Source organism: Propionicimonas sp. T2.31MG-18, from assembly GCF_964266745.1.
Classification (GTDB): Bacteria; Actinomycetota; Actinomycetes; order Propionibacteriales; family Propionibacteriaceae; genus Propionicimonas.
The window spans coordinates 15,236-35,142 of sequence record NZ_CAXWGX010000012.1; the positions used below are offsets into that span (position 1 = coordinate 15,236).

Consider the following 19,907-nt stretch of genomic DNA (forward strand, 5'->3'; position numbering starts at 1 on the left):
TGGTGAACGCCAAGCCGAAGACCTCACAGCTGTCCGCCTGGGTCGACCGGGGCGTGGCGCTGTTCTGTCTCGGCACGCTCATCCCCGCCTCGCTGGCCGCCGTCGGCCAGATCCCCGACCTCGCGCTGTGGTGGACGGTCATCGTCGGCGGCGGCATCATCGCGGCCAGCATCGGCATGATGGTCGCCAGCTTCCTCGGCTGGCAGCTCCGTTCCTTCGCCCTCTCCTACGTGACCGTGGTCACCTTCGGCCTGATCACCTGGCCGGCAGCGTGGCAGTCCGACGAGGTCGCCCAGAGCAGCCCGTGGCTGTGGATGACCCTCGGCGTCGCCGCGATCTGCCTGGCCGTCACGACCGGCACGGGCTGGGGCTTCGCGTACGCGATCGCGTCCGGCCTGCTCTTCGCCGTGGTGCGGATGACGCCGTCGGGCCAGGGCGCGTCCCTGCTCGGCGCCTTCCAGGACATGATCAACCTGGTGATGAACGCTTCGGTGGTGATCGTCGCCCTCGGCGTGGTCAGCAACGCCTTCAAGGAGCTGGACGAGGCGGAGGCCGCCACCCGCAAGGAGGCCACGGACGCCGCGATCGAGGAGGCCCTCCTCGAGGAGCGGCACCGCCTCGACGGCATCGTCCACGACGAGGTGATGACCACCCTCGTCGCTGCCGCGCACGCTCCCGGCGACGCCCACGTGGCCGCGCAGGCCCAGCGGGCCGTCGACCGGCTCGCCCAGGCGGAGGCCCCGACGGAGACCCGGCTCCCGGTGACCGGCGACCAGCTCACCTGGCTGGTCACAGACGTGGTGAGCGCGCTGGTGCCGCAGGCACGATTCGTCTCCCAGGTGTCCGAACTCGCCGTCCCCCAGCAGGTGGCCAGCACCCTCGGCATGGTCGTGCGCGAGGTGGCCCTCAACGTCGCCAAGCATTCGGGCGCCGAGGAGGTCGAGGTCACGCTGACCAGCCCGCAGAAGGGCGCGATCAGTATCTCCATCGCCGACAACGGCGTCGGCTTCGACCCCGACCTCGTGCCCAAGCGCCGGCTCGGCCTCCAGGTCTCTGTGGTCTACCGGATGTGGGCGATCGGCGGCAAGGCGGAGATCCACTCCTCACCCGGGCACGGCACCGTCGTCAATCTGAGCTGGGTGCCGGACGAGACCACGGTCACCGGCGAGACGGAGCTGCCCAAGCGCAAGCGCGCGGGACGCGTCCTCGCCGACATCCCCGACCTCTCCCGGCCCCTGCTCGTGCGGCTGGTCTGGGTGCTCGTGGGCCTGCAGTTCCTGCTGGGCTGGACGAGCCTCGACCAGGTGACGTCGATCTGGCCCGTCTTCGCCGCCCAGGGCCTCGCCGCCCTGGCGACCTGGCTCACCCTGTCCCGCACCGACGAGAACCCGATGAAGGCCAGGGACGCGATCCTCGTGGTGGTGCTGCTCGTCGCGGTGACCCTGATCGTGCAGGCCGTCCTCCCCAACGGGCACTGGCCGGGCTACGCCACCTGGCACAGCAGCGTGGTGATGGTGCTGCTGGTGACCGTCCTCGTGCGGGGGCAGGAACGCGTCGCCTGGACCGGCGTGGGGTTGTTCGCGGTGATCTCCGCGGTCTGGGCGGTCACCCACGACATGGGCGTCGGCGACACGCTGCGGGTGGGCTTCACGCCCTTCTCGTGGATGCTGGTCGCGCAGCTCCTCCAGACCTGGCTGATCGACATGGCCGACCGGCTCAACGCGTCCCGCCGGTCGTCGGCCGCGGCGAACAAGGCGATCGCCCAGAGCTTCTCCAAGCTCGTGCTGCGCGACGTCTGGCTGACCCAGCTCCGTGCCCAGGTGGGCCCGCTGCTGACCCGCATCGCCGACGCCGACCACGAGCTCTCCGACGAGGAGCGCGCCGCCTGCCTCGCGCAGGAGAGCCGGCTGCGGGATGCCATGCGCGCCGGCAACCTCGTGACCGAGCTCACCTCCGACGCCATCGAGGTCGCCCGTGGCCGCGGGGTGGACGTGCGGCTCGTCGACAGCCGGGGCACCCGGCTGCCGGAGGACGTCCGGGCGGCCCTCACCCGCCACCTGGGGCGGCTCCTCACCGACTCCAGCACCAAGCGCGTCGTCGCCCGTGCGGCGCCCGAGGGCTACGAGGACGTCGTGACGGTGCTGGCCGTCCGCGATGACGGGACAAGCGAATTGGTCGGACTCGATGCCAGTGGCCGGGTCAGTACACGTTAGGCTGGGAAACGATGATCACCACCGCAGTCATTGACGACCACGAAGCCATCCGCCTCGGCATGTCCGTGGCGCTGCAGAACCACCCCGGTCATCAGGTCACGCTTGTGGACGGGGCGGGCACGGTACCCGAGTTCCTGGAGAAGGGGGTGCAGGCCGACGTCGTGCTGCTCGACCTGCAGCTCGACGACGGCTCGGATCCCCTGGACAACACCGAGCGGCTCATCGAGTCCGGCTACAAGGTGCTCGTCTACTCCATCGCCGACAACGTCCGGCTGCTGCGCCGCGCGCTCGCCGGCGGTGCCGCGGGCGTGTGCCGCAAGGCCGAGCCGATCTCGGTGACGCTCGCCTCCATCGAGGCGGTCGCCGAGGGACAGGTGGTGATCAGCCAGGAGATCCTGGCCGCCATCGAGGGTGACGCGTCCTACGTGGCGGCGAACCTCGGCCCCCGCGAGCGCGAGGTGCTGGCGCTCTACGCCGGCGGCTTCGAGGTGCCCGAGGTGGCCGAGCGGCTGACGATCACCGAGAACAGCGTGAAGGAGTACCTCAAGCGCATCCGCGTGAAGTACACCAACGTGAACCGCCCCGCGGCCAGCAAGCTCGACCTGTTCCGCCGGGCGATCGAGGACGGCATCGTCCCGCCCGTCGAACCGCACCAGTGACGCGGACGCCCTGACAGCAGCGAACCCCCGGCCACGGCCGGGGGTTCGTTTCGTCGTCGGGGACGGAGGGCCTTCCTGGACCTCAGTACCAGCCGTGGCCGCGCTTGAACGACCAGGCGCCGCACGGCGTGCCGTAGCGCTGGTCGACGTAGTCCAGCCCCCACCGGATCTGGGTGGCCGGGTTGGTGCGCCAGTCGGCGCCGAAGGCCGCCATCCGGCTGCCGGGCAGCGCCTGGGGGATGCCGTAGGCGCTGGAGTGCGGGTTGTCCGCGTACGGGTTCCATCTGCTCTCGCGCATGATGACCGCGTCGTAGCAGGCGAACTGGTCCTCGCCCCAGCCGTAGAGGTTGCGCATCATCTGGCGTGCCATCTCGCGCGGGTCGGTGATCGAGGGTTCGTAGCCGAGTTCCTTCACCTTCTGCTCATACAGCGCCTTGATGGTCGCGTTGCGGATGCCGATCGCAGAGCTCTGCTTGCTCATCAGCGCCCGACGGTAGGCCGCGAGGTCATCGGTGCGGGTGCTGCGGGTGCCGGGGTCGCTGTACGCGGCCGCGACGGGGGCGGCGGAGGCCGCCACGAGACCACTGGGCACGGCCGGTGTCAGCCCGACCAGCGTCCCGACCACCACCAGGGCCAGCCGGACGACGCGGGAACTCAGCACGGCGAGGAGTCTTTCATAAGAAACCTCTCAGGTGAACTTCAGGCTCGCCAGGTGGATGCGGCGATTGGCGTTGCGCGGGGCGGAAAGGGGTTCGGCAGATCCTGAGAGGGGGCGCGCCGGCTGGTTAGGGTGGGGCCGTGCACCTGCGCCTGTTGAGCGGTCCCGACCTGGTCGGCGGCCTCGCGGACGCGCTGGAGGGTGGCGCCCCGGTCGCCCCGGTGCCGGACGCCCGGCTCCTGCCCGCGCTGGCGGTGGACCGGCCGGTCACCGAGCCCGGCGCCGCGGTCGTGGTCACCACCTCCGGCTCCACCGGCGAGCCCAAGGCCGTCGTGCTGGGCGCGGACGCCATCCGGTTCGCCGCCGGCGCGACCCACGACCGCCTCGGCGGCCCGGGGGAGTGGGTCTGCGCGCTGCCCACCCAGCACGTGGCCGGCGTGATGACGATCGCCCGGGCGGTCGTGGCGGGGACGCGGGTGCGCTTCGCCCGGACCGACCTCGCCGACCTGCCGCGTCCCGAGGACCGCACGTACCTCTCCCTGGTGTCCGCCCAGCTCGACCGTGCCCTCGACCGCCCCGACCTCGTGGCGGCGCTCGGCCGCTACGCCGCCGTGCTCGTCGGGGGCGGGGCGGTGCCGCCGCACGTGCGCGAGCGGGCCACGGACGCGGGTGTCCCGGTGGTGGTCACCTACGGGATGAGCGAGACCTGCGGAGGTTGCGTCTACGACGGGCTCCCGCTCGACGGGGTCCGCGTCGCGTTCGAGGGCGAGCGGGTGCTGCTCGGGGGCCCGATGGCCTTCCTCGGCTACCGCCTGCGGCCCGACCTCACCGCGGAGGTCCTGCGCGGCGACGTCGTGCGCACCACCGACCGTGGCGAGTGGCGCGACGGGCGGCTCCGCGTGCTCGGTCGGCTCGACGACGTGGTGGTCACCGGTGGCCACAAGGTCGACCTCGCGGCGGCACAGGCCGCCTGCGACGCGGCGTTCGGAGCCGGCGCGGTGGCCGTCCTCGCCGTCCCCGACCCGCGCTGGGGCGTCCGCATCGTCGCGGTGACGGCCGGCCGGCTCGGCCTCGACGAGGTGCGCGGTGCCCTGTCCGCACGCGTGGGCGCGGCGGCGCTGCCGCGCGAATTGCGGCACGTCCCCACGGTGGCGTACACATCGGTTGGCAAGATCGACCGGACGGCACTGCTCCGGTCCTGGCAGGAGGCGGACGGCGATGGCGACACTGGCTGAGTGGGTGGAGGGGGCCCGTCCGCGCACCCTTCCCGCAGCGCTGGCCCCGGTGCTGGCCGGCAGCGCCGTGGCCTGGTTCGAGGACTCCTTCTCGCCCCTGCTGGCCGGGCTCGCGCTGGTCGTGGCGCTCGCGCTCCAGGTGGGCGTCAACTTCGCCAACGACTACTCCGACGGCATCCGGGGCACGGACGCCGCCCGCGTCGGGCCCCTGCGGCTGGTGGGCGCGGGCCTGGTCGACCCCCTCCGCGTGCGCGCGGCGGCGTTCGCGTGCTTCGGCCTCGCGGCCGTCGCCGGCCTCGCCGTCGTGGTGATCACCGGGTACTGGTGGCTGCTCGCGGTCGGTGCGGCGGCCATCGCCGCCGCCTGGTACTACACCGGCGGCAGCCGTCCCTACGGCTACCTGGGCCTGGGCGAGCTGTTCGTCTTCGTCTTCTTCGGCCTGGTCGCGGTCACCGGGACGGTGTTCATCCAGGTCGGCGCGGTCTCTGCCGCGACCTGGTGGACCGCCGTGGCGATCGGCGCCCTGGCCTGCGCGATCCTGGTCGCCAACAACCTCCGCGACCTCGAGGGCGACCGCGCCGCGGGGAAGCGGACGCTCGCCACGCGGTTGGGGGACGCGGGGACGCGGCGCTTCTTCGTCGGCCTGCTCGGCCTCGCCGCCGTCGGCGTCTTCGGGGTGGCCGCGACCAGTTCGTGGTGGGCGCTGCTCGGGTGGTTCATGCTGGTCGCCCTGGTCGGCCCGGTCCGGGAGGTGCTCCGCGGCGTCACGGGCCGCGGGCTGATCCCCGTCCTCAAGCGCACGGGGCTCGCGGAACTCGCCTGCGCCGCCGGGCTGCTCGTCGGGCTGATGATCGCCCGCTGACGTGTTCACCCCGCTCGAGGCCGTCGCCTACGCGCTGCCGCTCCGCCACCGGTTCCGGGGGATCACCGTGCGGGAGGGCCTGCTCGTCCGCGGGTCGCGCGGCTGGGCGGAGTGGAGCCCGTTCGCGGAGTACCTGGCCCCGGAGATCGACCCCTGGTGGGGCGCGGCGGTCGAGGCGGCCGAGGTCGGCTTCCCCGCGCCCGTCCGTGACCGGGTCCCGGTGAACGCGACGGTGCCCGCGATCGGGCCCGAGCAGGCGCACGCCCTCGTCACCGCGTCCGGCTGCCGGACGGCCAAGGTGAAGGTCGCCGAGCCCGGCCAGGCCTTCGCCGACGACCTGGCCCGCGTGGAGGCCGTCCGCGACGCCCTCGGGCCGTCCGGCCGGATCCGGGTGGACGTGAACGGCCACTGGGACGTCGACACCGCGCACCGCAACCTGGCCGCGCTGGCCCGCTTCGGGCTGGAGTACGCCGAGCAGCCGTGCGCGTCCGTGGCCGAGCTCGCCGACCTCCGCCGCCGGCTGGCGCGGTCGGGGACCGACGTCCCGATCGCCGCGGACGAGAGCATCCGGCGCAGCGGCGACCCCGAGCGGGTCGTCGCGGAGGAGGCGGCCGACATCGCGGTGCTCAAGGTCCAGCCGCTCGGCGGCGTCCGCGCCTGCCTCGAGCTCGCCGAGCGCCTCGGGCTGCCCGTCGTGGTGTCCTCCGCGCTGGAGAGCTCGGTCGGGCTCGCCGCCGGCGTGGCGCTCGCCGCGGCGCTGCCGGAGCTGCCGTACGCCTGCGGGCTCAACACGGCGACGATGTTCACCAGGGACGTCACCGCCGACCCGCTCGTCGCGGTGGACGGGGAAATCGCCGTGCGGCCGGTGGCGGTGGACGACAATGGCGAGTGGCGCGCGGGCGGCGCGGCGACGCGCGGCTGGCTGCGACGGCTGGCCACGGTCGCGGGCGCACCCGCGGCCGACGACGACGAACCGGCGACGGAGGGGGAGCGGTGAGCGATTCCGTGGCGTGTGCCCGGGCCGTGGTCGGGCAACTCGTCGCCCAGGGCGTCACAGAGCTCGTGCTCGCCCCCGGCTCCCGCAGCGCGCCCCTGGCCCTGGCCGCGGAGGCTGCGGCGCGCGCCGGCCTGCTGCGCCTCCACGTCCGCGTCGACGAGCGCGTGGCCGGTTTCCTCGCGCTCGGGCTGGCCAAGGCGTCCGGCCGCTGCGTCCCCGTCGTGACCACCTCGGGGACGGCCGTGGGCAACCTGTTGCCCGCGGTGATGGAGGCCCACCACGCCGGGGTTCCGCTGCTGGTCGTCTCCGCCGACCGCCCGGCAGCGCTGGTCGGCAGCGGCGCCAACCAGACGACGGACCAGGCCGGCCTCTTCGGTGGCTTCGTGCGGCACCTCGCCCGGATCAGCTCCGCCGCGCCGCCGCCGTCGTGGGCCGCGCAGGCCGCGCGTGCCGCGCTCGCCGCCGAGGGTGCCCTGTCGGGGAACCCCGGCCCGGCGCAGGCCAACATCGAACTCGGGCTGCCGCTCGTGCCCGCGGAGGGCGTCGTGGCCCCGCCCGAGCCGGGACGACCCGTGCGCGCCGGCGCGCGACCGGCCCCGCACCCGCTGGACCTCGCCGGAGCGCCCCGCACGGTTGTCGTCTGCGGGGACGCGACGCCCGCGACCGGCGCCACGGCCCGCCGCCTGGCGGAGGCCGCCGGACTGCCGCTGGTCGCGGAGCCGTCCAGCAACGCCCGGTCCGGGCCGAACGCCCTGGCGTGCGGGCGGCTGCTGCTGGCCGGCCCCCTGGCGTCCAGGGTCGAACGGGTGGTGGTGTTCGGGCGGCCCACGCTGTCGCGGCCGGTGTCCGCGCTCCTCGCCCGGGAAGAGGTCGAGGTGGTCGTAGTGGCCGGCGGGCCGGACTACGTCGATCCGGGGTGGCGCGCGGGCCTGGTTGCCGCTGCCGTCACCCTCGAGCCGGGGGAGCCGGGCTGGCTGGAGGAGTGGCGCGCCGCGGACACGGCCGCGGCCGCCCGGGTCGCCGCCGTCACCGGCCCCCACGGCGCCCTCGCCGGACCGGAGTTGGCCCGGCTGGTCGTCGGTGCGGTCCCCGCCGGCGAGGCGCTCTTCCTCGCCAGTTCCAGTCCCGTCCGCGACGCCGACCTGGCCCCGGTCCGGTCCGATCCGCCGCTGGTGCTCGCCAACCGGGGGCTCGCCGGCATCGACGGGACGGTCTCTTCCGCCACCGGGGCGGCGCTCGCGCTCGGCCGCCCAGTCACGCTGCTGTGCGGCGACCTCGCGTTCGGCCACGACGCCGGGGCGCTGGCCATCGGCGGGTCCGAGCCCCGGCCCGACCTGCGGGTCGTCGTGGCCGACGACCGGGGCGGCAGCATCTTCGCCGGGCTCGAGTACGGGCAGGAACGGTTCGCCGCAGCCTTCGAGCGGGTGTTCGCGACCCCGACCGGCGTCGACCCGGTCGCCCTCGCCGCCGGCTACGGGGTGGCGGCCCGGCGGCTGTCGTCGACGGAAGCGGTACGCGCGGCCCTCGCCGCACCCGTCCGCGGCATCGAGGTGCTCGTGGTGGACGTCGACCGGTCCGCGCGCCCGGGCATGGACCGGCGGCTCCAGGACGACTGAGCCGGCCCGGGACAGGACGCGGCGCCCTGGCGCGGCGTGATTACCTAGGGGGGTGCCTGCCCTGACGTCCCTGACCGGCCTGTCGGTCGGCGCGTGGCTGGTGCTGGCGGCCTGCGCGCTGCTGATCGGCTTCGCCAAGACCGGGATCGGCGGGGTCGCGATGGTCGCGGTGGTGCTGGCCGCCCTGGTGCTGCCGACCAGGGACTCCACGGGCGTGGTGCTGGTGATGCTCCTCACCGGCGACCTGGTGGCGGTGTGGACGTACCGGCACGACGTCGACTGGCGCCTGATCGGCCGGCTCGCCGTCCCGGTCCTGGCCGGCATCGGCGTGGGCTCGCTCTTCCTCACGCTCGTCGACCCGCTGGTGCTCCGGCGCACGATCGCTGTGATCCTGCTCGTCCTGCTGGTGCTGGGGCTGTGGCCCGACCGGCTCGCCGCCCACCGTCCGGTCGTCGGCGTCGCGTACGGCGGGCTCGCCGGCTTCACCACCATGGTCGCCAACGCGGGCGGCCCGCCGATGAACCTGTACCTGCTGGCCCGGCGCTACGACAAGCTCCGCTTCCTCGGCACGACCGCCTGGTTCTTCTTCGCGGTGAACCTCACCAAGCTGCCGCTGTCGGTCGGCATCGGCATCGTGCGACCCGACACCGCGCTGATCGCGCTGGTGCTGGCGCCGCTGGTGCTCGTGGGCACGGCGGTCGGGCGCGCCACGATCACCCGGGTCGACCAGGTGGTCTTCGAGCGGCTGGTGACGGTGTTCGTGGCGGCGACGGCGCTCTACCTGCTGCTGGCCTGAGGCCTCAGGTGGCGTACACGGTGACGTCGAACCGGTAGCGGTCGTGACGGTAGCAGTGGTCGGCGAACTCCACCGGCGTCCCGGCCGCGTCGTACGTGTGCCGGGACATCGTCAGCACGGCGACGTCGTGGCCCAGGCGTAGCAGGCGGCGCTCCGCCTCGTCGGCCGGCCGGGCGCCGATCGCCTGCTGCGCGACGGCGGGAACCACCCCGTGGCTGCGCAGGATGCTGAACAGCCCGCGCCCGGTCAGCTCCCCGGGGTCGATACCGGCCCACTGCGGCGGCAGCCAGTTGCGCAGGACGGCCACGGGCCCCTCCTCGACCGACCGCAGGCGCTCGAGGTGCACCAGCGGGGTGTCCGGTTCGAGCCCGAGGATGCCTGCCACCTCGGGGTTGGACCGCCCCGGCTCGAACGCGAGCACCTCGGTGAGTGGTGTCCGTCCCTCGCGCACCAGGTCGTCGAACAGCCCGGCGAGGTCCTTGCGACGGTGCACCACCGCCTTGGCCACCGTCGTGCCGATCCCGCGCCGGCGTACCAGCAGCCCGCGGGCCGCCAGGTCGCCGATCGCGCGCCGCACCGTCGGCCTGGACACCTCGAGGCGCTCGGCGAGGGCGAGCTCGTTCTCGAACGCGTCCCCCGGCTTCAGCACGCCGGTGTCGATCGCCGCGGCGAGCTGTTGGGCCAGCTGGTGCGACAGCGGCACCGGGCTACGGCGGTCGATGCTCACCGGGATCTGGGCGGCCATGCCGGGCAGCCTAGGCGAGTGCGAACTCACCGGCTGGAGAATGCCGCGAAAGGCGACAGGTCCGCCTACCGGGGTGCCGACGGCGTGCCCGCGGCGTCGGGTGGGTCAGGTGTCGAGCCCGCGCAGCCACCGGCGCAGCTCGCGGGTGGCGCGCACGTCGTCCTCGTTGTACTCCAGGACGCGGGTGCGGGCCTGCTCGCGGACCTCCGCGGACGGGTGCCGGACGGCCTCCTCGAACCAGCGCATGCTGTTGAGGCCGCCCGGGTCCTCGTCCCGCCAGTGGAAGCCCGCGCCGGCGGAGGCGACCACCTTCAGGCCGAGGCCGTTGGTGCCGAAGAAGTGCTGGCGGACGGTCGAGAACAGGTCGAAGAAGTGGTCGCGGGCGAAGCCGATCGCCCACTCCATCACCTCGTCGCCGGGCCGGGTGAGCCGCGCCAGCCGGACGACCTCGTAGTCGGAGTAGTGGTAGACCCGGGCGTCGGCCGCACCGACCAGCTCGCGCAGCCAGGCCATCGCCCGGCGGGCCAGCTCCAGCTCGCCCGCGTCGTCCAGCTCGGTGAAGCTGCTGAACTCGTGGTAGCTGCCCTCGCCACCGTCGCGGGACACCCAGAACCCCCACAGGTACACCCGGTCGTCCCGCGACGTCTCCACATCCACGTCGATCTCGAGCTCAGCGACCGGCAGGTCGATCGGCCCCCGCGTCGTCCGCTCGAGCTCGACGCCGTCGCGCAACAGCAGCGAGCGCCGCTGCGCGAGCCGCAGCCGCTCCTCCGCCCCCAGCCGGTGGGCCACCTGCGGCAGGTAGTCGGGCAACAGCGCGTCGAGGTCGCTGGCCGCGAGCTGGGCCACCGTCGCCACGCCGGCCTCCCGCAGCACCGTGATCTCGCGGGCGTCCAGGGGCGACTTGTTGATCCGCAGGCTGAGGTCGTCGTCGTCCAGCAGCGGACGGCACACCGGCCACCACAGGCAGTGGGCGCACTCGTAGCTGACGATCGGCACCAGCAGCGGGGGATCGTCCGGCGCGGCGTCACGAGCCGCCTCGGCCAGCTCCACCCGCAGGGCGAACTCGTGGTCGTAACGGTCGAGCGCACTGACCGGGGCGGGGACCTCGGCCTCCTCGACCGGACCGCCGAGCTGGCCCGCCGCGGGGGGCGCGGCCGCCTCCTCGAGGTCGATCAGGCTCGCGCGGGGGCCATCGCCGCCGAAGTCGTCGCTGCCCACCGCGAGCCCTGCGGGGCCCCCGGCGGCCTCCAGCCCGTGGGCGGCCAGCAACCGCCACAGGTGCGCCAGCTGGAGCGCGTTGCCCCACCGCCAGTGCCATCGGTACCGCCAGCCGGTCGTGATGCGCCGCCGGGTGAGGTCGGAGAGGTCAGCGTAGGCGAACGGCAGGTCGTCGCGGCGCGGGTCGACCATGCGCTGGTACTTCACGAGGCCGGGCAGGTAGCCGCCGGCGGCGTCGCGCACCAGGAGGTCGGGACGCCCCGCGCGGTGGCCCTCCCAGTCGCGGGGGAGGAGCCCGCCCACGATCACCGGGGCGCCGTCGGCCATCGCGGCGAGGCAGGCCGCCTCCTGGGCCTCGCTCGGCTCTTCGGCCAGCCCGCGCAGGTCGACCGTCCCCGGGGCGCCGGCGAGGATCGCGGCGTAGGCGGAGGAGAGGAACTCCGCGGCACCGGGGATCCGGTTGCCCGTGCCCGTCGGCGCAGGCCGGGTGAGGCCGGGGTGGAAGGCGTGGTGGACCTTCAGCGGGCAGCTGCGCGCGGCGTAGGCGTCCAGCGTGAACATCAGGCGTGGGCCCGGTGCAGCGCAACGACGCCGCCGCTCAGGTTCTTCCAGCCCACCCCTCGCCACCCGGCGTCGAACATGAGGTCGGCGAGCGCCCGCTGGTCGGGCCAGGCGAGGATCGACTCGGCCAGGTAGTCGTAGGCCGCCGGGTTGGACGACGTCAGGCCGGCGATGCGGGGCAGCGCGCGGACCAGGTAGTTGCGGTAGGTCTCGCGGAACGGCTTCCACGTCGGGGTGGAGAACTCGCAGATCACGATCCGCCCGCCGGGCCGGGTGACCCGGCGCAACTCGGCGAGGGCCGCGTCCACGTTCTCGACGTTGCGCAGCCCGAAGCTGATGGTGACCGCGTCGAAGGCCCCGTCGGCGAACGGCAGGCTGAGCGCGTCCGCATTCACGAAGGCGAGGTCCGGCTGGCGCTGCTTGCCCACCGACAGCATGCCCTCACTGAGGTCCGCGGCCACCACGAGGGCGCCGGCGTCGGCGAACGGCCGGCTGGACGTGCCGGTTCCCGCGGCGAGGTCGAGGATGCGCTGGCCGGGGCGCGGGGCGACGGCGGCGACCGTCTCCGCGCGCCAGCGCCGGTCCTGGCCGAGGGAGAGCACGTCGTTCACGAGGTCGTACCGGGGGGCCACCCCGTCGAACATGGCGGCCACGTCGGCCCGCCTTCTCGCCAGGGTCGCCCGGGCCTCACCTGTTGCACGCACGGGGATAGCCTGCCACGCCCGACGGACATGCCGGCGCCACCGCCACCGTCGCCGGCGCGCAGCGGCGTCCCGGTACGACGGGGACGGTCGGTGGCGGGAAGTGCTTCGAGGATGGGGGAGAATCGAGGCCATGGCGCGAAAGACCCCAGTGCTCAAGGTCACCAACCTGAAAAAGGCCTTCGGGCCGGTGGTGATCGTCGACGGCTTCAACCTCGAGGTCGCCCCCGGCGAGGCCGTCGCGCTCACCGGGCGCAACGGCGCGGGCAAGTCGACCGTCCTTCGGTGCCTGGTGGGTGCCGACCGGCCCGACGACGGCACCGTCGAGGTCAACGGCGTGCCGGTGAGCGAGACCAACCCCCAGATCCGGCGCGACGTCGCCACCGTGATCGACGACCTCGACTTCTTCCCCGACCTCAGCGTCGTCGAGCACCTCGACCTGCTCGCGCGCGCCCACGGCATCCCGGATGCGGACGACGCGGTCGACGAGGTGCTCCAGGAGGTGCAGCTGGTGCCGCAGTCGGGCCAGCTGCCCGGCACGCTCTCCTCCGGCCAGCGCCGCCGCCTCGCTCTCGCCACGGCGTTCATCCGCCCGCGCAAGCTGCTGATCCTCGACGAGCCGGAACAGCGCCTCGACACCGAGGGCGTGGAGTGGCTGGCCGCGCGGCTGGTCGCCGAGCGCGCGCGGGGCCTCGCCATCGTCATGGCGAGCCACGAGCCGATGCTCGTGGAGCGGGTCGCCACGCGGATCGTGCGGCTGGGCGACCGCGCAGAGGTCCTCGCCGATGAGTAAGAAGTCCCGCAGGCTGATCCGGGCGACGCCCGCCGCGGACGCCGGGCCGGACGTGCCGGTCGCGGTGCCCGTCCCCGACGGGCCGGAGCGGACGTTCTACTTCCTGCCGGACGCCGAGCCGCTGCCGGTGGACGAGAAGGACCTGCACGCCGAGATGAAGCTCTGGCGCCACGGTCGCGCCACCCGGACCATCGGACAGGTGATCCAGGACAGCTACGTGATGCTCTTCAGCGTCGTGATGATCGGCGCGATGGCCACGTCCGTCGTCCTGCGCGCCCAGGGCAGCCTCGTCGGGTGCGACACCGAGTCGTGCGTGTCCGGACGGCTCCTGCTGCCCACGGCGACGCTGTTCGCCTGCTGGGCGCTGGCGCTCGGCCTCGCCCGGTTGTTCGGCCCCGTGCTGGCGTCGGCCGCGGAGGGGTCGTGGCTGATGGACGCGCCGATCAGCCGGCGTCGCCTGCTGCGCGGACGCCTCGTCCCGCCGCTCGCGCTCTCCTTCGGGATCGCGGGCCTGGCGACAGGGCTCGTCGGGGCCCTGTCGGGCCTCACCTGGCTGCAGGTGCTGGCGTGGGCGGCGGCCGCGGCGGCCGGCAGTGCGGCCCTGGTCGCGTTCGCCGCCTCCGAGCAGCCGAGGGAACGGGTCGTGGTGACCAAGGCGCTTCAGGCGGTGTTCGGCGCTGCGGCGCTGGGCGTCCTGCTGGTCGTGGTCTCTGTGGCCGCCGGGTGGCTCCCCGGGTCTGTCGTCTCTGAGGCCGGGGGCGCCGCGTGGGCGCTCGCAGGCGTAGCCGCGGCAGCCCTCGTGGCGCTCGTCGTCCTGCTCCGGCTGGCCGTGTCCCGGCTGGAGCAGATCCGCCGGGCCCGGCTGGTGTCCGGCGGCTCGCTGGTCAGCGGCATGCAGGGCGCGATGTTCGCCCTCGACTTCGGCCTGATCCGCGACATCCTCGTGGAGCGCCGGATGGCGGAGAAGGGCCACGTCCGGCCCACCCGGGGCGCGGGCCTCGGCCTGATGGCCCTCGTCTGGCGGGACGTCGAGCGGCTGAAGCGGAACCCGTCCGCGTTCCTCGGGCTCGCGATGAGCCTGCTGGTGCCCTACGCGGCCGACGCCCTTCGGATGAGCCAGCTCAACCCGCTGATCAGCGGCCTGGCCCTCGTCGCGGGCCTCGTCCCGTTCCTCGGCAGCCTGCGCGTGCTCACCCGTACCGGTGGGCTGGCCCGGTCGTTCCCGTTCAAGACCGCGCAGCTGCGTACCGCGTCCATGGCCGTTCCGGCGGTGCTGGCGCTGCTGTGGGGCCTCGCCGCGACGCCCGCGTTCATCGGCATCGCCAGCACGGGCGCGGACCGCAGCGTCACCAACGGCCTGGGCGTGGCGCTGATCACGGCCCTCGCCGGGCTCTTCGGCGCCGTCCGCTGGGTGACCGCGAAGAAGGTCGACTACCAGACGCCGATGATGGCCACCGCTTCCGGAGCGCTCCCGCCCGGGCTGATCTTCAACCTCTTCCGCGGCCTCGACATGGTGCTGCTGGTGACCGGTCCGCTGATCCTCCAGCTGCCGATGTACTGGTCGCTCGGGATCGCCGTCATCGTGTTCGTCGGGCTGCGAGGCAGCTTCAACATGGACGACCTCCGCGCAGAGCAGGAGGCCGCCCAGCGCGACCTCGCCGCCGCCAAGCAGGCCAAGGCGGCCCCCACGAAGATCCCGCGCCCCGGCCGCTGACGCCGGCCCCCGGCCCGTCCCCGCCGGCCCCCGGCCCGTCCCCGCCGGGCCCGGCCCGTTCCCGCCCCCGAGTGCAACTCCTGCCGCCGGAATTCCGGCAGCAGGAGTTGCGTTCGGGGGCGAACCGGGGCGGGGCTGCGCGAACCGGGGGCGGGCTGACGAGGGTCCCGTCCAGGTCGAGCAGGAGCGCGGCCGCGGCCTCAGGCATCGCCTCACGGGTGATGCACGCGGGCGCCTGGGTGTAGTCCTTGCCCCGCCCCGTCGGCGGGGACGGCTACGGTTGGTCCGTGATCGAGACCGAGGCGCCGGTGGCGGAGAAGCAGAGGGTCCGCTGGTCGCGGGTGGCCCTGTTCTACGGGCTGGCGTTCGGCTGGGTGTGCCTGCTCGCCGCCGGCCTGTGGGCCACCGGCAACCGCAACCTCGCCGCCGGCCAGGGGATCAGCCTGGTGACCGTCGTGCTCGCCGTCGCCTACATGCCGGCGCCCCTCGTGGCGGCCCTGGTGGTCGAGCGCCTGGACCGGCGCACGCCGCTCATCCGCGACACCTTTCGCCACATCGGACGCACGCTGCCCACGCTGGTCGCCGTGGCCGTCCCCGTGGTCGCGGCGCTGATGGCCGGGATGGTCGGCCTCAGCTGGCTGCTGGGCAACCGGCTCGACCTCAACGGCGTCGGCCGCGTCCTGTTCACCCAGGAGGACCTGCTGGCCAACACCCTGCTGCTGCTGCCCGGCATGGACGCGGACCAGGTGGCGGGCGTCAGCGCCGGCATCCCCTCGCTGTGGCCGCTGCTCGGCATCACCTTCGTCTCGGCCCTCGTCGCGGGCTTCACGATCAACGCGGTCTTCGCCTTCGGCGAGGAGTACGGCTGGCGCGGCTGGCTGGCCGACGAGCTGCGCCCCCTCGGTCCGTTCCGGGCCAACGTGATCACCGGCGTCCTGTGGGGCGTGTGGCACGCGCCGCTGATCCTGATGGGGCTGAACTACGGCGGCTACGCGCGTCTCGGCACCGCGTTCATGGTCGCGTTCTGCGTGCCGATGTCGTTCCTGCTGTGGCGCGCGCGTGAGGTCACCGGGTCCGTGCTCGCCCCCGCCGTGCTGCACGGCTCCGTGAACGCCTTCGCCGGTGTCTTCCTCGTGGTGATCGTCGACCCGATCCCGGTGATCGCCGCGCCGGCCGGCCTGGTCGGGGCGCTGGTCGTGGCCGTGGTCGCCGCGCTGTTCTGGGTGTCCACCCGGAAGTGGGCCGGCCGGGTCCGATGAGCCCGGCGACGTACCCGGAGTGGGTGCACCAGCTGAGCGAGCGCCGGCTGGTGGAGCTGTTCGGCGAGGTGACGCTCGCCCGCGGGCAGGAGTACGTCCGCCAGGGACGGGTCGGCCACATCGCCACCGGGTCCGGGACCGGGGGCAGCCTGATCCAGGCGCAGGTCACGGGGTCGACCGCCCGGGCCTACCAGACCGTCGCCCGCCACCACGCCGCCACGGGCCTGATCACGACCTCGTGCTCGTGCCCGGTGGGCCACGACTGCAAGCACGCCGCGGCCCTGCTGTGGCACATACGGACGGTGAACCTGCGTGCGCTCACCCCCGCGTGGCAGCGTGCCCTCGCCCAGGTCACCGCGCAGGCACGTCCCCCCGGTGGCCGGCGCCTCGCCGTCCAAGTGACGCGCGCGCCGTCGGGCGCGATCCAGCTGCGTCCCCTGGCCTGGGGCCGGTCCGGCCGCTGGGTGCGCACCGGCATCACCTGGGAGAGCGTGCGGCACCCGTGGGGCGGCGAGCACCTCGAGGCGCACCGGGAGGTGCTGGCCGGCCTCGCCCGCACGCGCGAGCAGCGCACGGGGTACAGCCTCTACTCCCGGGCCGCCGACGTGCTCGACCTCGGCGAGCTGGACGCGTCCGCCTGGTCGTGGCTGGCACGGGCCGGCGCGGCCGGGGTCGAGCTCGTCACCGGACCGGGCACCCCGCCCGTGCGCCTGGCCGAGGAGACGGCAGGGGTCGGCGCGACCCTCGAGCGCGACGGGGACGGACTGGTGCTGCGAACCGTCGCCACGACGGGGGAGCGGCACTGGCCGGTCCGGGTCGCGAACCTGCTCGGCTCTCCGCCGCACGGGCTGGCCGTGGAGGACGACGGCGAGCTGCTGCTGGTGCCCTTCGGCGAGCCGCTCGGTCAGGGGCAGCAGGCCCTGCTGCTGCAGTACCCGCGCCTGGCGATCCCGGCCGCGGACGTCACGGCCTTCGCCGCCCGGTTCCTGCCGGCCCTGCGCCACCTCGTCGACCTCTCGGTCGCCGACGACGTCGAGCTGCCCGAGCTCGCCCCGCCCCGGGTGCTGCTGCGGGTCGGCTTCGGCGACGACCACGTGACCACCCTGGCCTGGGCGTTCCGCTACCAGGTGGGGGAGCAGGCCGTCGACGTGCCGCTGGCCCCCGGAGGGGAGCAGGCCGCACACCGTGACACGGAGGCGGAGCGCGCCCTGCTCGAGGCCCTGCCGCAGGGCCCGTGGCCGGAGCGGGACGGCGGCGCCGGCCGGCGGCCGGTGCCGACCGCAGTGCTCACCGGGGCGGCGACAGCGGCGTTCGCCGGGGAGTGGCTCGACCGCCTCGTCGCGCTCGGCGTGGTCGTCGAGGTGACCGGCGAGCGCCGTCCGTACCGGCCGGCGTCCGAGGCGCCCCGGGTGGAGCTGGCGGTCACCGACCCCGGGCCGGGGACGGACTGGTTCAACCTCGCCGTCACCGTCAGCGTCGACGGCGAACCGGTGGAGTACCGCGAGCTGTTCACCGCGCTCGCCACCGGGCAGGACCACCTGATCCTGCCCTCTGGCACCTGGTTCAGCCTGGAGCGGCCCGAGCTCGACCAGCTGCGCGTGCTGATCGAGGAGGCCGAGGCGCTCCAGCTGACCGACGGGCAGGGGCTGCGGCTGCGTCCTGTGCACGCGGGGCTGTGGGACGACCTGCGCTCGGCCGGGGTGGTGGCCGGCCAGTCGGCGGCCTGGTCTGCGGCGGTGTCGGCCCTGCTCGACACCCACGAGCTGCCGTCCGCCCCGGTGCCCGCCGGGTTGCAGGCAGCGCTGAGGCCCTACCAGGAGGTCGGCTTCCGCTGGTTGCACTTCCTGCACGGCGCCCGGCTCGGCGGGATCCTCGCCGACGACATGGGGCTGGGCAAGACCGTGCAGGCGCTGGCGCTGGCGTGCGCCCTCGCCGAGACCGGACGCCTCGACGAACCGGTCCTGGTGGTGGCACCCACCTCGGTCCTGGGGACGTGGGCCGCGGAGGCCGCGCGCTTCGCTCCGGGGCTGCGGGTGGAGGTGGTCGAGCAGTCGTCGAAGAAGCGGACGCGGTCCCTGGCCGACGTCGCCGCGTCGGCGGACCTGGTCGTCACCTCCTACACGCTGCTGCGGCTGGACGCCGACGAGTACGCGGAGCGCACCTGGGGCGCGGTGTTCCTCGACGAGGCGCAGTTCGTGAAGAACCGGCAGTCCCGCGTGCACACGGCCGTCCGCCGGCTGCGGGCACGCGCCCGCTTCGCGATCACCGGCACGCCGCTGGTGAACAACCTGATGGACCTGTGGTCGCTGCTGTCGATCGTCGCACCCGGGCTGTTCCCCGACCCCGTCCGCTTCACCGACGCCTACCGTCGACCGATCGAGACCGGCAGCGACCCGTCGGCGCTGGGACGGCTGCACCGGCGCGTCCGGCCGCTGATGCTGCGCCGCACCAAGGAGAGCGTGGCCGCGGAGCTGCCGCCGAAGCAGGAGCAGGTGCTGCGGGTGCCACTGGCGCCGGGCCACCGCCGCCTCTACGACCGGCAGCTGGCCGCCGAGCGCAAGAAGGTGCTCGGCCTGGTGGGCGACCTGCGCCGCAACCGGATCACGATCCTCGCCTCGCTCACCCTGCTGCGCCAGCTGGCGCTGTCACCGGCGCTGGTGGTCCCGGGGCACCCTGCGGTCTCCGCGAAGATCGACGCCCTGGTCGAACTGGTCACAGAGCTCGCCGCCGAGGGCCACCGGGCGCTGGTCTTCAGCCAGTTCACCGGCTACCTGGGGCTGGTGCGCGACCGGTTGCGCGAGGAGGGCATCGGTGCGTCCTACCTCGACGGGCGGACCCGCGACCGCGCGGCACGGATCGAGGCATTCCGGACCGGCTCGGACCCCGTCTTCCTGATCAGCCTGAAGGCCGGCGGCTTCGGGCTCACCCTCACCGAGGCGGACTACGTGTTCATCCTCGACCCGTGGTGGAATCCCGCTGCGGAGCTCCAGGCGATCGACCGCACCCACCGCATCGGGCAGGACAAGCACGTGATGGTGTACCGGATGGTCTCCGAGGACACGATCGAGGAGAAGGTGGTGGCACTGCAGGAGCGCAAGCGCGATCTGTTCGCCAAGGTCGTCGGGGAGGCGGGCGACCTGGCCGCGCCGCTGACGGCCGACGACATCCGCGGCCTCCTCGAGCCGTCCCCGGCGGGGGACCGGGCATGAGCCGCCGGTCCGCCCCCGCGCTGCTGGCCCTGCACGGCGTCCGGGTGCTGGGCGGCCCGTCCGTGGACGCCGTCGCGCAACGCTTCGGCCTGCCGTCCGCCGAGGTCCGCGAGCACCTGCTGGACGCGCAGGCCTACGGCTGGGTGCGCCGGCACGACGGCTTCGGCGAGACGTGGTCGATGACCGCACGCGGGAGGCAGGAGGAGGAACGCCTGCTCGCGGAGGAGCTGGACGCCGCCGGTGCGCGCGACGTGGTCGCCGCGGTGCACGCCGCGTTCCTGCCGGTCAACCGCCGCCACGGGCAGGCCTGCACCGACTGGCAGCTGCGCGCGACGCGCTGGGACCGGCTGGCGGCCAACGACCACACCGACCCGGTGTGGGACGACCGCGTGCTGGTCGAGCTGGAGGCCTGTGACGACGAGCTCGCCGCGCTGTGCGCGACCCTCACCGACGTGCTGGTCCGGTTCGACGGCTACGCCGGCCTGCACGCCGCCGCGCTGGCACGGGTGAAGCGGGGACGCCACGACTGGCTGGACGCGCCCGACCGGGCGTCCTGCCAGCTGGTGTGGATCCAGTTCCACGAGGACCTGCTCGCCACCCTGGGCATCCCGCGCGGCGCGGACTCCTAGCCCCGTGTGCCGGACCGTGGCGTGTGCGAGGCTGGAACG

16 protein-coding genes are annotated in these 19,907 nt (G+C 74.2%); 12 read left to right on the forward strand and 4 right to left on the reverse strand.

Going from position 1 to position 19,907, the window contains the following annotated elements; all coding sequences use genetic code 11:
* Positions 1–2: 2 nt before the first annotated feature.
* Together ACFQQJ_RS04935 and ACFQQJ_RS04940 are read left to right on the forward strand one after the other, a co-directional pair.
* Entirely contained in the window at positions 3–2,213 is a 2,211-nt protein-coding gene (locus ACFQQJ_RS04935; RefSeq protein ID WP_377104712.1) for a sensor histidine kinase, read from the forward strand.
* A gap of 11 nt (positions 2,214–2,224) precedes the next feature.
* Entirely contained in the window at positions 2,225–2,872 is a 648-nt protein-coding gene (locus tag ACFQQJ_RS04940) for a LuxR C-terminal-related transcriptional regulator (protein ID WP_377104713.1), read from the forward strand.
* An 82-nt stretch (positions 2,873–2,954) separates the two neighbouring features.
* On the opposite strand, the gene ACFQQJ_RS04945 is transcribed toward ACFQQJ_RS04940, so the two are convergent.
* Positions 2,955–3,533 carry a lytic transglycosylase domain-containing protein gene (locus ACFQQJ_RS04945; protein WP_377104714.1) on the reverse strand — a complete coding sequence of 193 codons (579 nt, stop codon included), beginning with the start codon at positions 3,531–3,533 and terminating at the stop codon, positions 2,955–2,957.
* Between the two features lie 137 nt (positions 3,534–3,670).
* On the opposite strand from ACFQQJ_RS04945, the gene ACFQQJ_RS04950 reads away from it, so the two are divergent.
* From ACFQQJ_RS04950 to ACFQQJ_RS04970, 5 genes are read left to right on the forward strand one after another with little or no spacing between them, the layout of a single operon-like run.
* Complete coding sequence (locus tag ACFQQJ_RS04950) at positions 3,671–4,765, forward strand: AMP-binding protein (protein WP_377104715.1); 1,095 nt, start codon at positions 3,671–3,673, stop codon at positions 4,763–4,765.
* The gene (locus tag ACFQQJ_RS04955) at positions 4,749–5,627 is read left to right on the forward strand and encodes a 1,4-dihydroxy-2-naphthoate polyprenyltransferase (RefSeq protein WP_377104716.1); all 879 of its coding nucleotides are present in this window, start codon (positions 4,749–4,751) and stop codon (positions 5,625–5,627) included. The genes ACFQQJ_RS04950 and ACFQQJ_RS04955 overlap by 17 nt, the downstream gene beginning before the upstream one ends.
* Before the next feature lies 1 nt (position 5,628).
* Positions 5,629–6,624 carry an o-succinylbenzoate synthase gene (locus ACFQQJ_RS04960; protein WP_377104717.1) on the forward strand — a complete coding sequence of 332 codons (996 nt, stop codon included), beginning with the start codon at positions 5,629–5,631 and terminating at the stop codon, positions 6,622–6,624.
* On the forward strand, positions 6,621–8,240 hold the full coding sequence (menD, locus tag ACFQQJ_RS04965; RefSeq protein WP_377104718.1) for a 2-succinyl-5-enolpyruvyl-6-hydroxy-3-cyclohexene-1-carboxylic-acid synthase: 1,620 nt from the start codon (positions 6,621–6,623) through the stop codon (positions 8,238–8,240). Before ACFQQJ_RS04960 ends, menD begins: the two co-directional genes overlap by 4 nt.
* A gap of 52 nt (positions 8,241–8,292) precedes the next feature.
* Positions 8,293–9,036 carry a sulfite exporter TauE/SafE family protein gene (locus ACFQQJ_RS04970; protein ID WP_377104719.1) on the forward strand — a complete coding sequence of 248 codons (744 nt, stop codon included), beginning with the start codon at positions 8,293–8,295 and terminating at the stop codon, positions 9,034–9,036.
* Between the two features lie 4 nt (positions 9,037–9,040).
* On the opposite strand, the gene ACFQQJ_RS04975 is transcribed toward ACFQQJ_RS04970, so the two are convergent.
* From ACFQQJ_RS04975 to ACFQQJ_RS04985, 3 genes are all read right to left on the reverse strand, one after another.
* Complete coding sequence (locus ACFQQJ_RS04975) at positions 9,041–9,781, reverse strand: GntR family transcriptional regulator (protein WP_377104720.1); 741 nt, start codon at positions 9,779–9,781, stop codon at positions 9,041–9,043.
* Between the two features lie 105 nt (positions 9,782–9,886).
* The gene (locus ACFQQJ_RS04980) at positions 9,887–11,563 is read right to left on the reverse strand and encodes a TM0106 family RecB-like putative nuclease (RefSeq protein ID WP_377104721.1); all 1,677 of its coding nucleotides are present in this window, start codon (positions 11,561–11,563) and stop codon (positions 9,887–9,889) included.
* Positions 11,563–12,267, reverse strand: a complete 705-nt coding sequence (locus ACFQQJ_RS04985; RefSeq protein WP_377104722.1) for a demethylmenaquinone methyltransferase — start codon at positions 12,265–12,267, stop codon at positions 11,563–11,565. The genes ACFQQJ_RS04980 and ACFQQJ_RS04985 overlap by 1 nt, the downstream gene beginning before the upstream one ends.
* Positions 12,268–12,397: 130 nt before the next feature.
* Between ACFQQJ_RS04985 and ACFQQJ_RS04990 the strand changes: the two genes are divergently transcribed.
* From ACFQQJ_RS04990 to ACFQQJ_RS05010, 5 genes are all read left to right on the forward strand, one after another.
* Positions 12,398–13,057: an ATP-binding cassette domain-containing protein gene (locus ACFQQJ_RS04990; protein WP_377104723.1), complete on the forward strand. Its 660-nt coding sequence runs from the start codon at positions 12,398–12,400 to the stop codon at positions 13,055–13,057.
* The gene (locus tag ACFQQJ_RS04995) at positions 13,050–14,771 is read left to right on the forward strand and encodes a DUF6297 family protein (protein ID WP_377104724.1); all 1,722 of its coding nucleotides are present in this window, start codon (positions 13,050–13,052) and stop codon (positions 14,769–14,771) included. The genes ACFQQJ_RS04990 and ACFQQJ_RS04995 overlap by 8 nt, the downstream gene beginning before the upstream one ends.
* 287 nt (positions 14,772–15,058) lie before the next feature.
* Positions 15,059–16,030 (forward strand): CPBP family intramembrane glutamic endopeptidase, encoded by a 972-nt coding sequence (locus tag ACFQQJ_RS05000; RefSeq protein ID WP_377104725.1) that lies wholly within the window; start codon positions 15,059–15,061, stop codon positions 16,028–16,030.
* A complete protein-coding gene (locus tag ACFQQJ_RS05005; RefSeq protein ID WP_377104726.1) occupies positions 16,027–19,239 on the forward strand; it encodes an SNF2-related protein in 3,213 nt (1,070 codons plus the stop codon). Before ACFQQJ_RS05000 ends, ACFQQJ_RS05005 begins: the two co-directional genes overlap by 4 nt.
* Positions 19,236–19,868 (forward strand): transcriptional regulator, encoded by a 633-nt coding sequence (locus tag ACFQQJ_RS05010; protein ID WP_377104727.1) that lies wholly within the window; start codon positions 19,236–19,238, stop codon positions 19,866–19,868. Before ACFQQJ_RS05005 ends, ACFQQJ_RS05010 begins: the two co-directional genes overlap by 4 nt.
* Positions 19,869–19,907: the final 39 nt, after the last annotated feature.

Bases quoted from the DNA above. Each gene is read 5' to 3' on its own strand.
- ACFQQJ_RS04940 (WP_377104713.1), top strand. From the start codon at position 2,225: ATGATCACCACCGCAGTCATTGACGACCACGAAGCCATCCGCCTCGGC.
- ACFQQJ_RS04955 (WP_377104716.1), top strand. From the start codon at position 4,749: ATGGCGACACTGGCTGAGTGGGTGGAGGGGGCCCGTCCGCGCACCCTT.
- ACFQQJ_RS04975 (WP_377104720.1), bottom strand. From the start codon at position 9,781: ATGGCCGCCCAGATCCCGGTGAGCATCGACCGCCGTAGCCCGGTGCCG.
- ACFQQJ_RS04980 (WP_377104721.1), bottom strand. From the start codon at position 11,563: ATGTTCACGCTGGACGCCTACGCCGCGCGCAGCTGCCCGCTGAAGGTC.
- ACFQQJ_RS04990 (WP_377104723.1), top strand. From the start codon at position 12,398: ATGGCGCGAAAGACCCCAGTGCTCAAGGTCACCAACCTGAAAAAGGCC.
- ACFQQJ_RS04995 (WP_377104724.1), top strand. From the start codon at position 13,050: ATGAGTAAGAAGTCCCGCAGGCTGATCCGGGCGACGCCCGCCGCGGAC.
- ACFQQJ_RS05005 (WP_377104726.1), top strand. From the start codon at position 16,027: ATGAGCCCGGCGACGTACCCGGAGTGGGTGCACCAGCTGAGCGAGCGC.
- ACFQQJ_RS05010 (WP_377104727.1), top strand. From the start codon at position 19,236: ATGAGCCGCCGGTCCGCCCCCGCGCTGCTGGCCCTGCACGGCGTCCGG.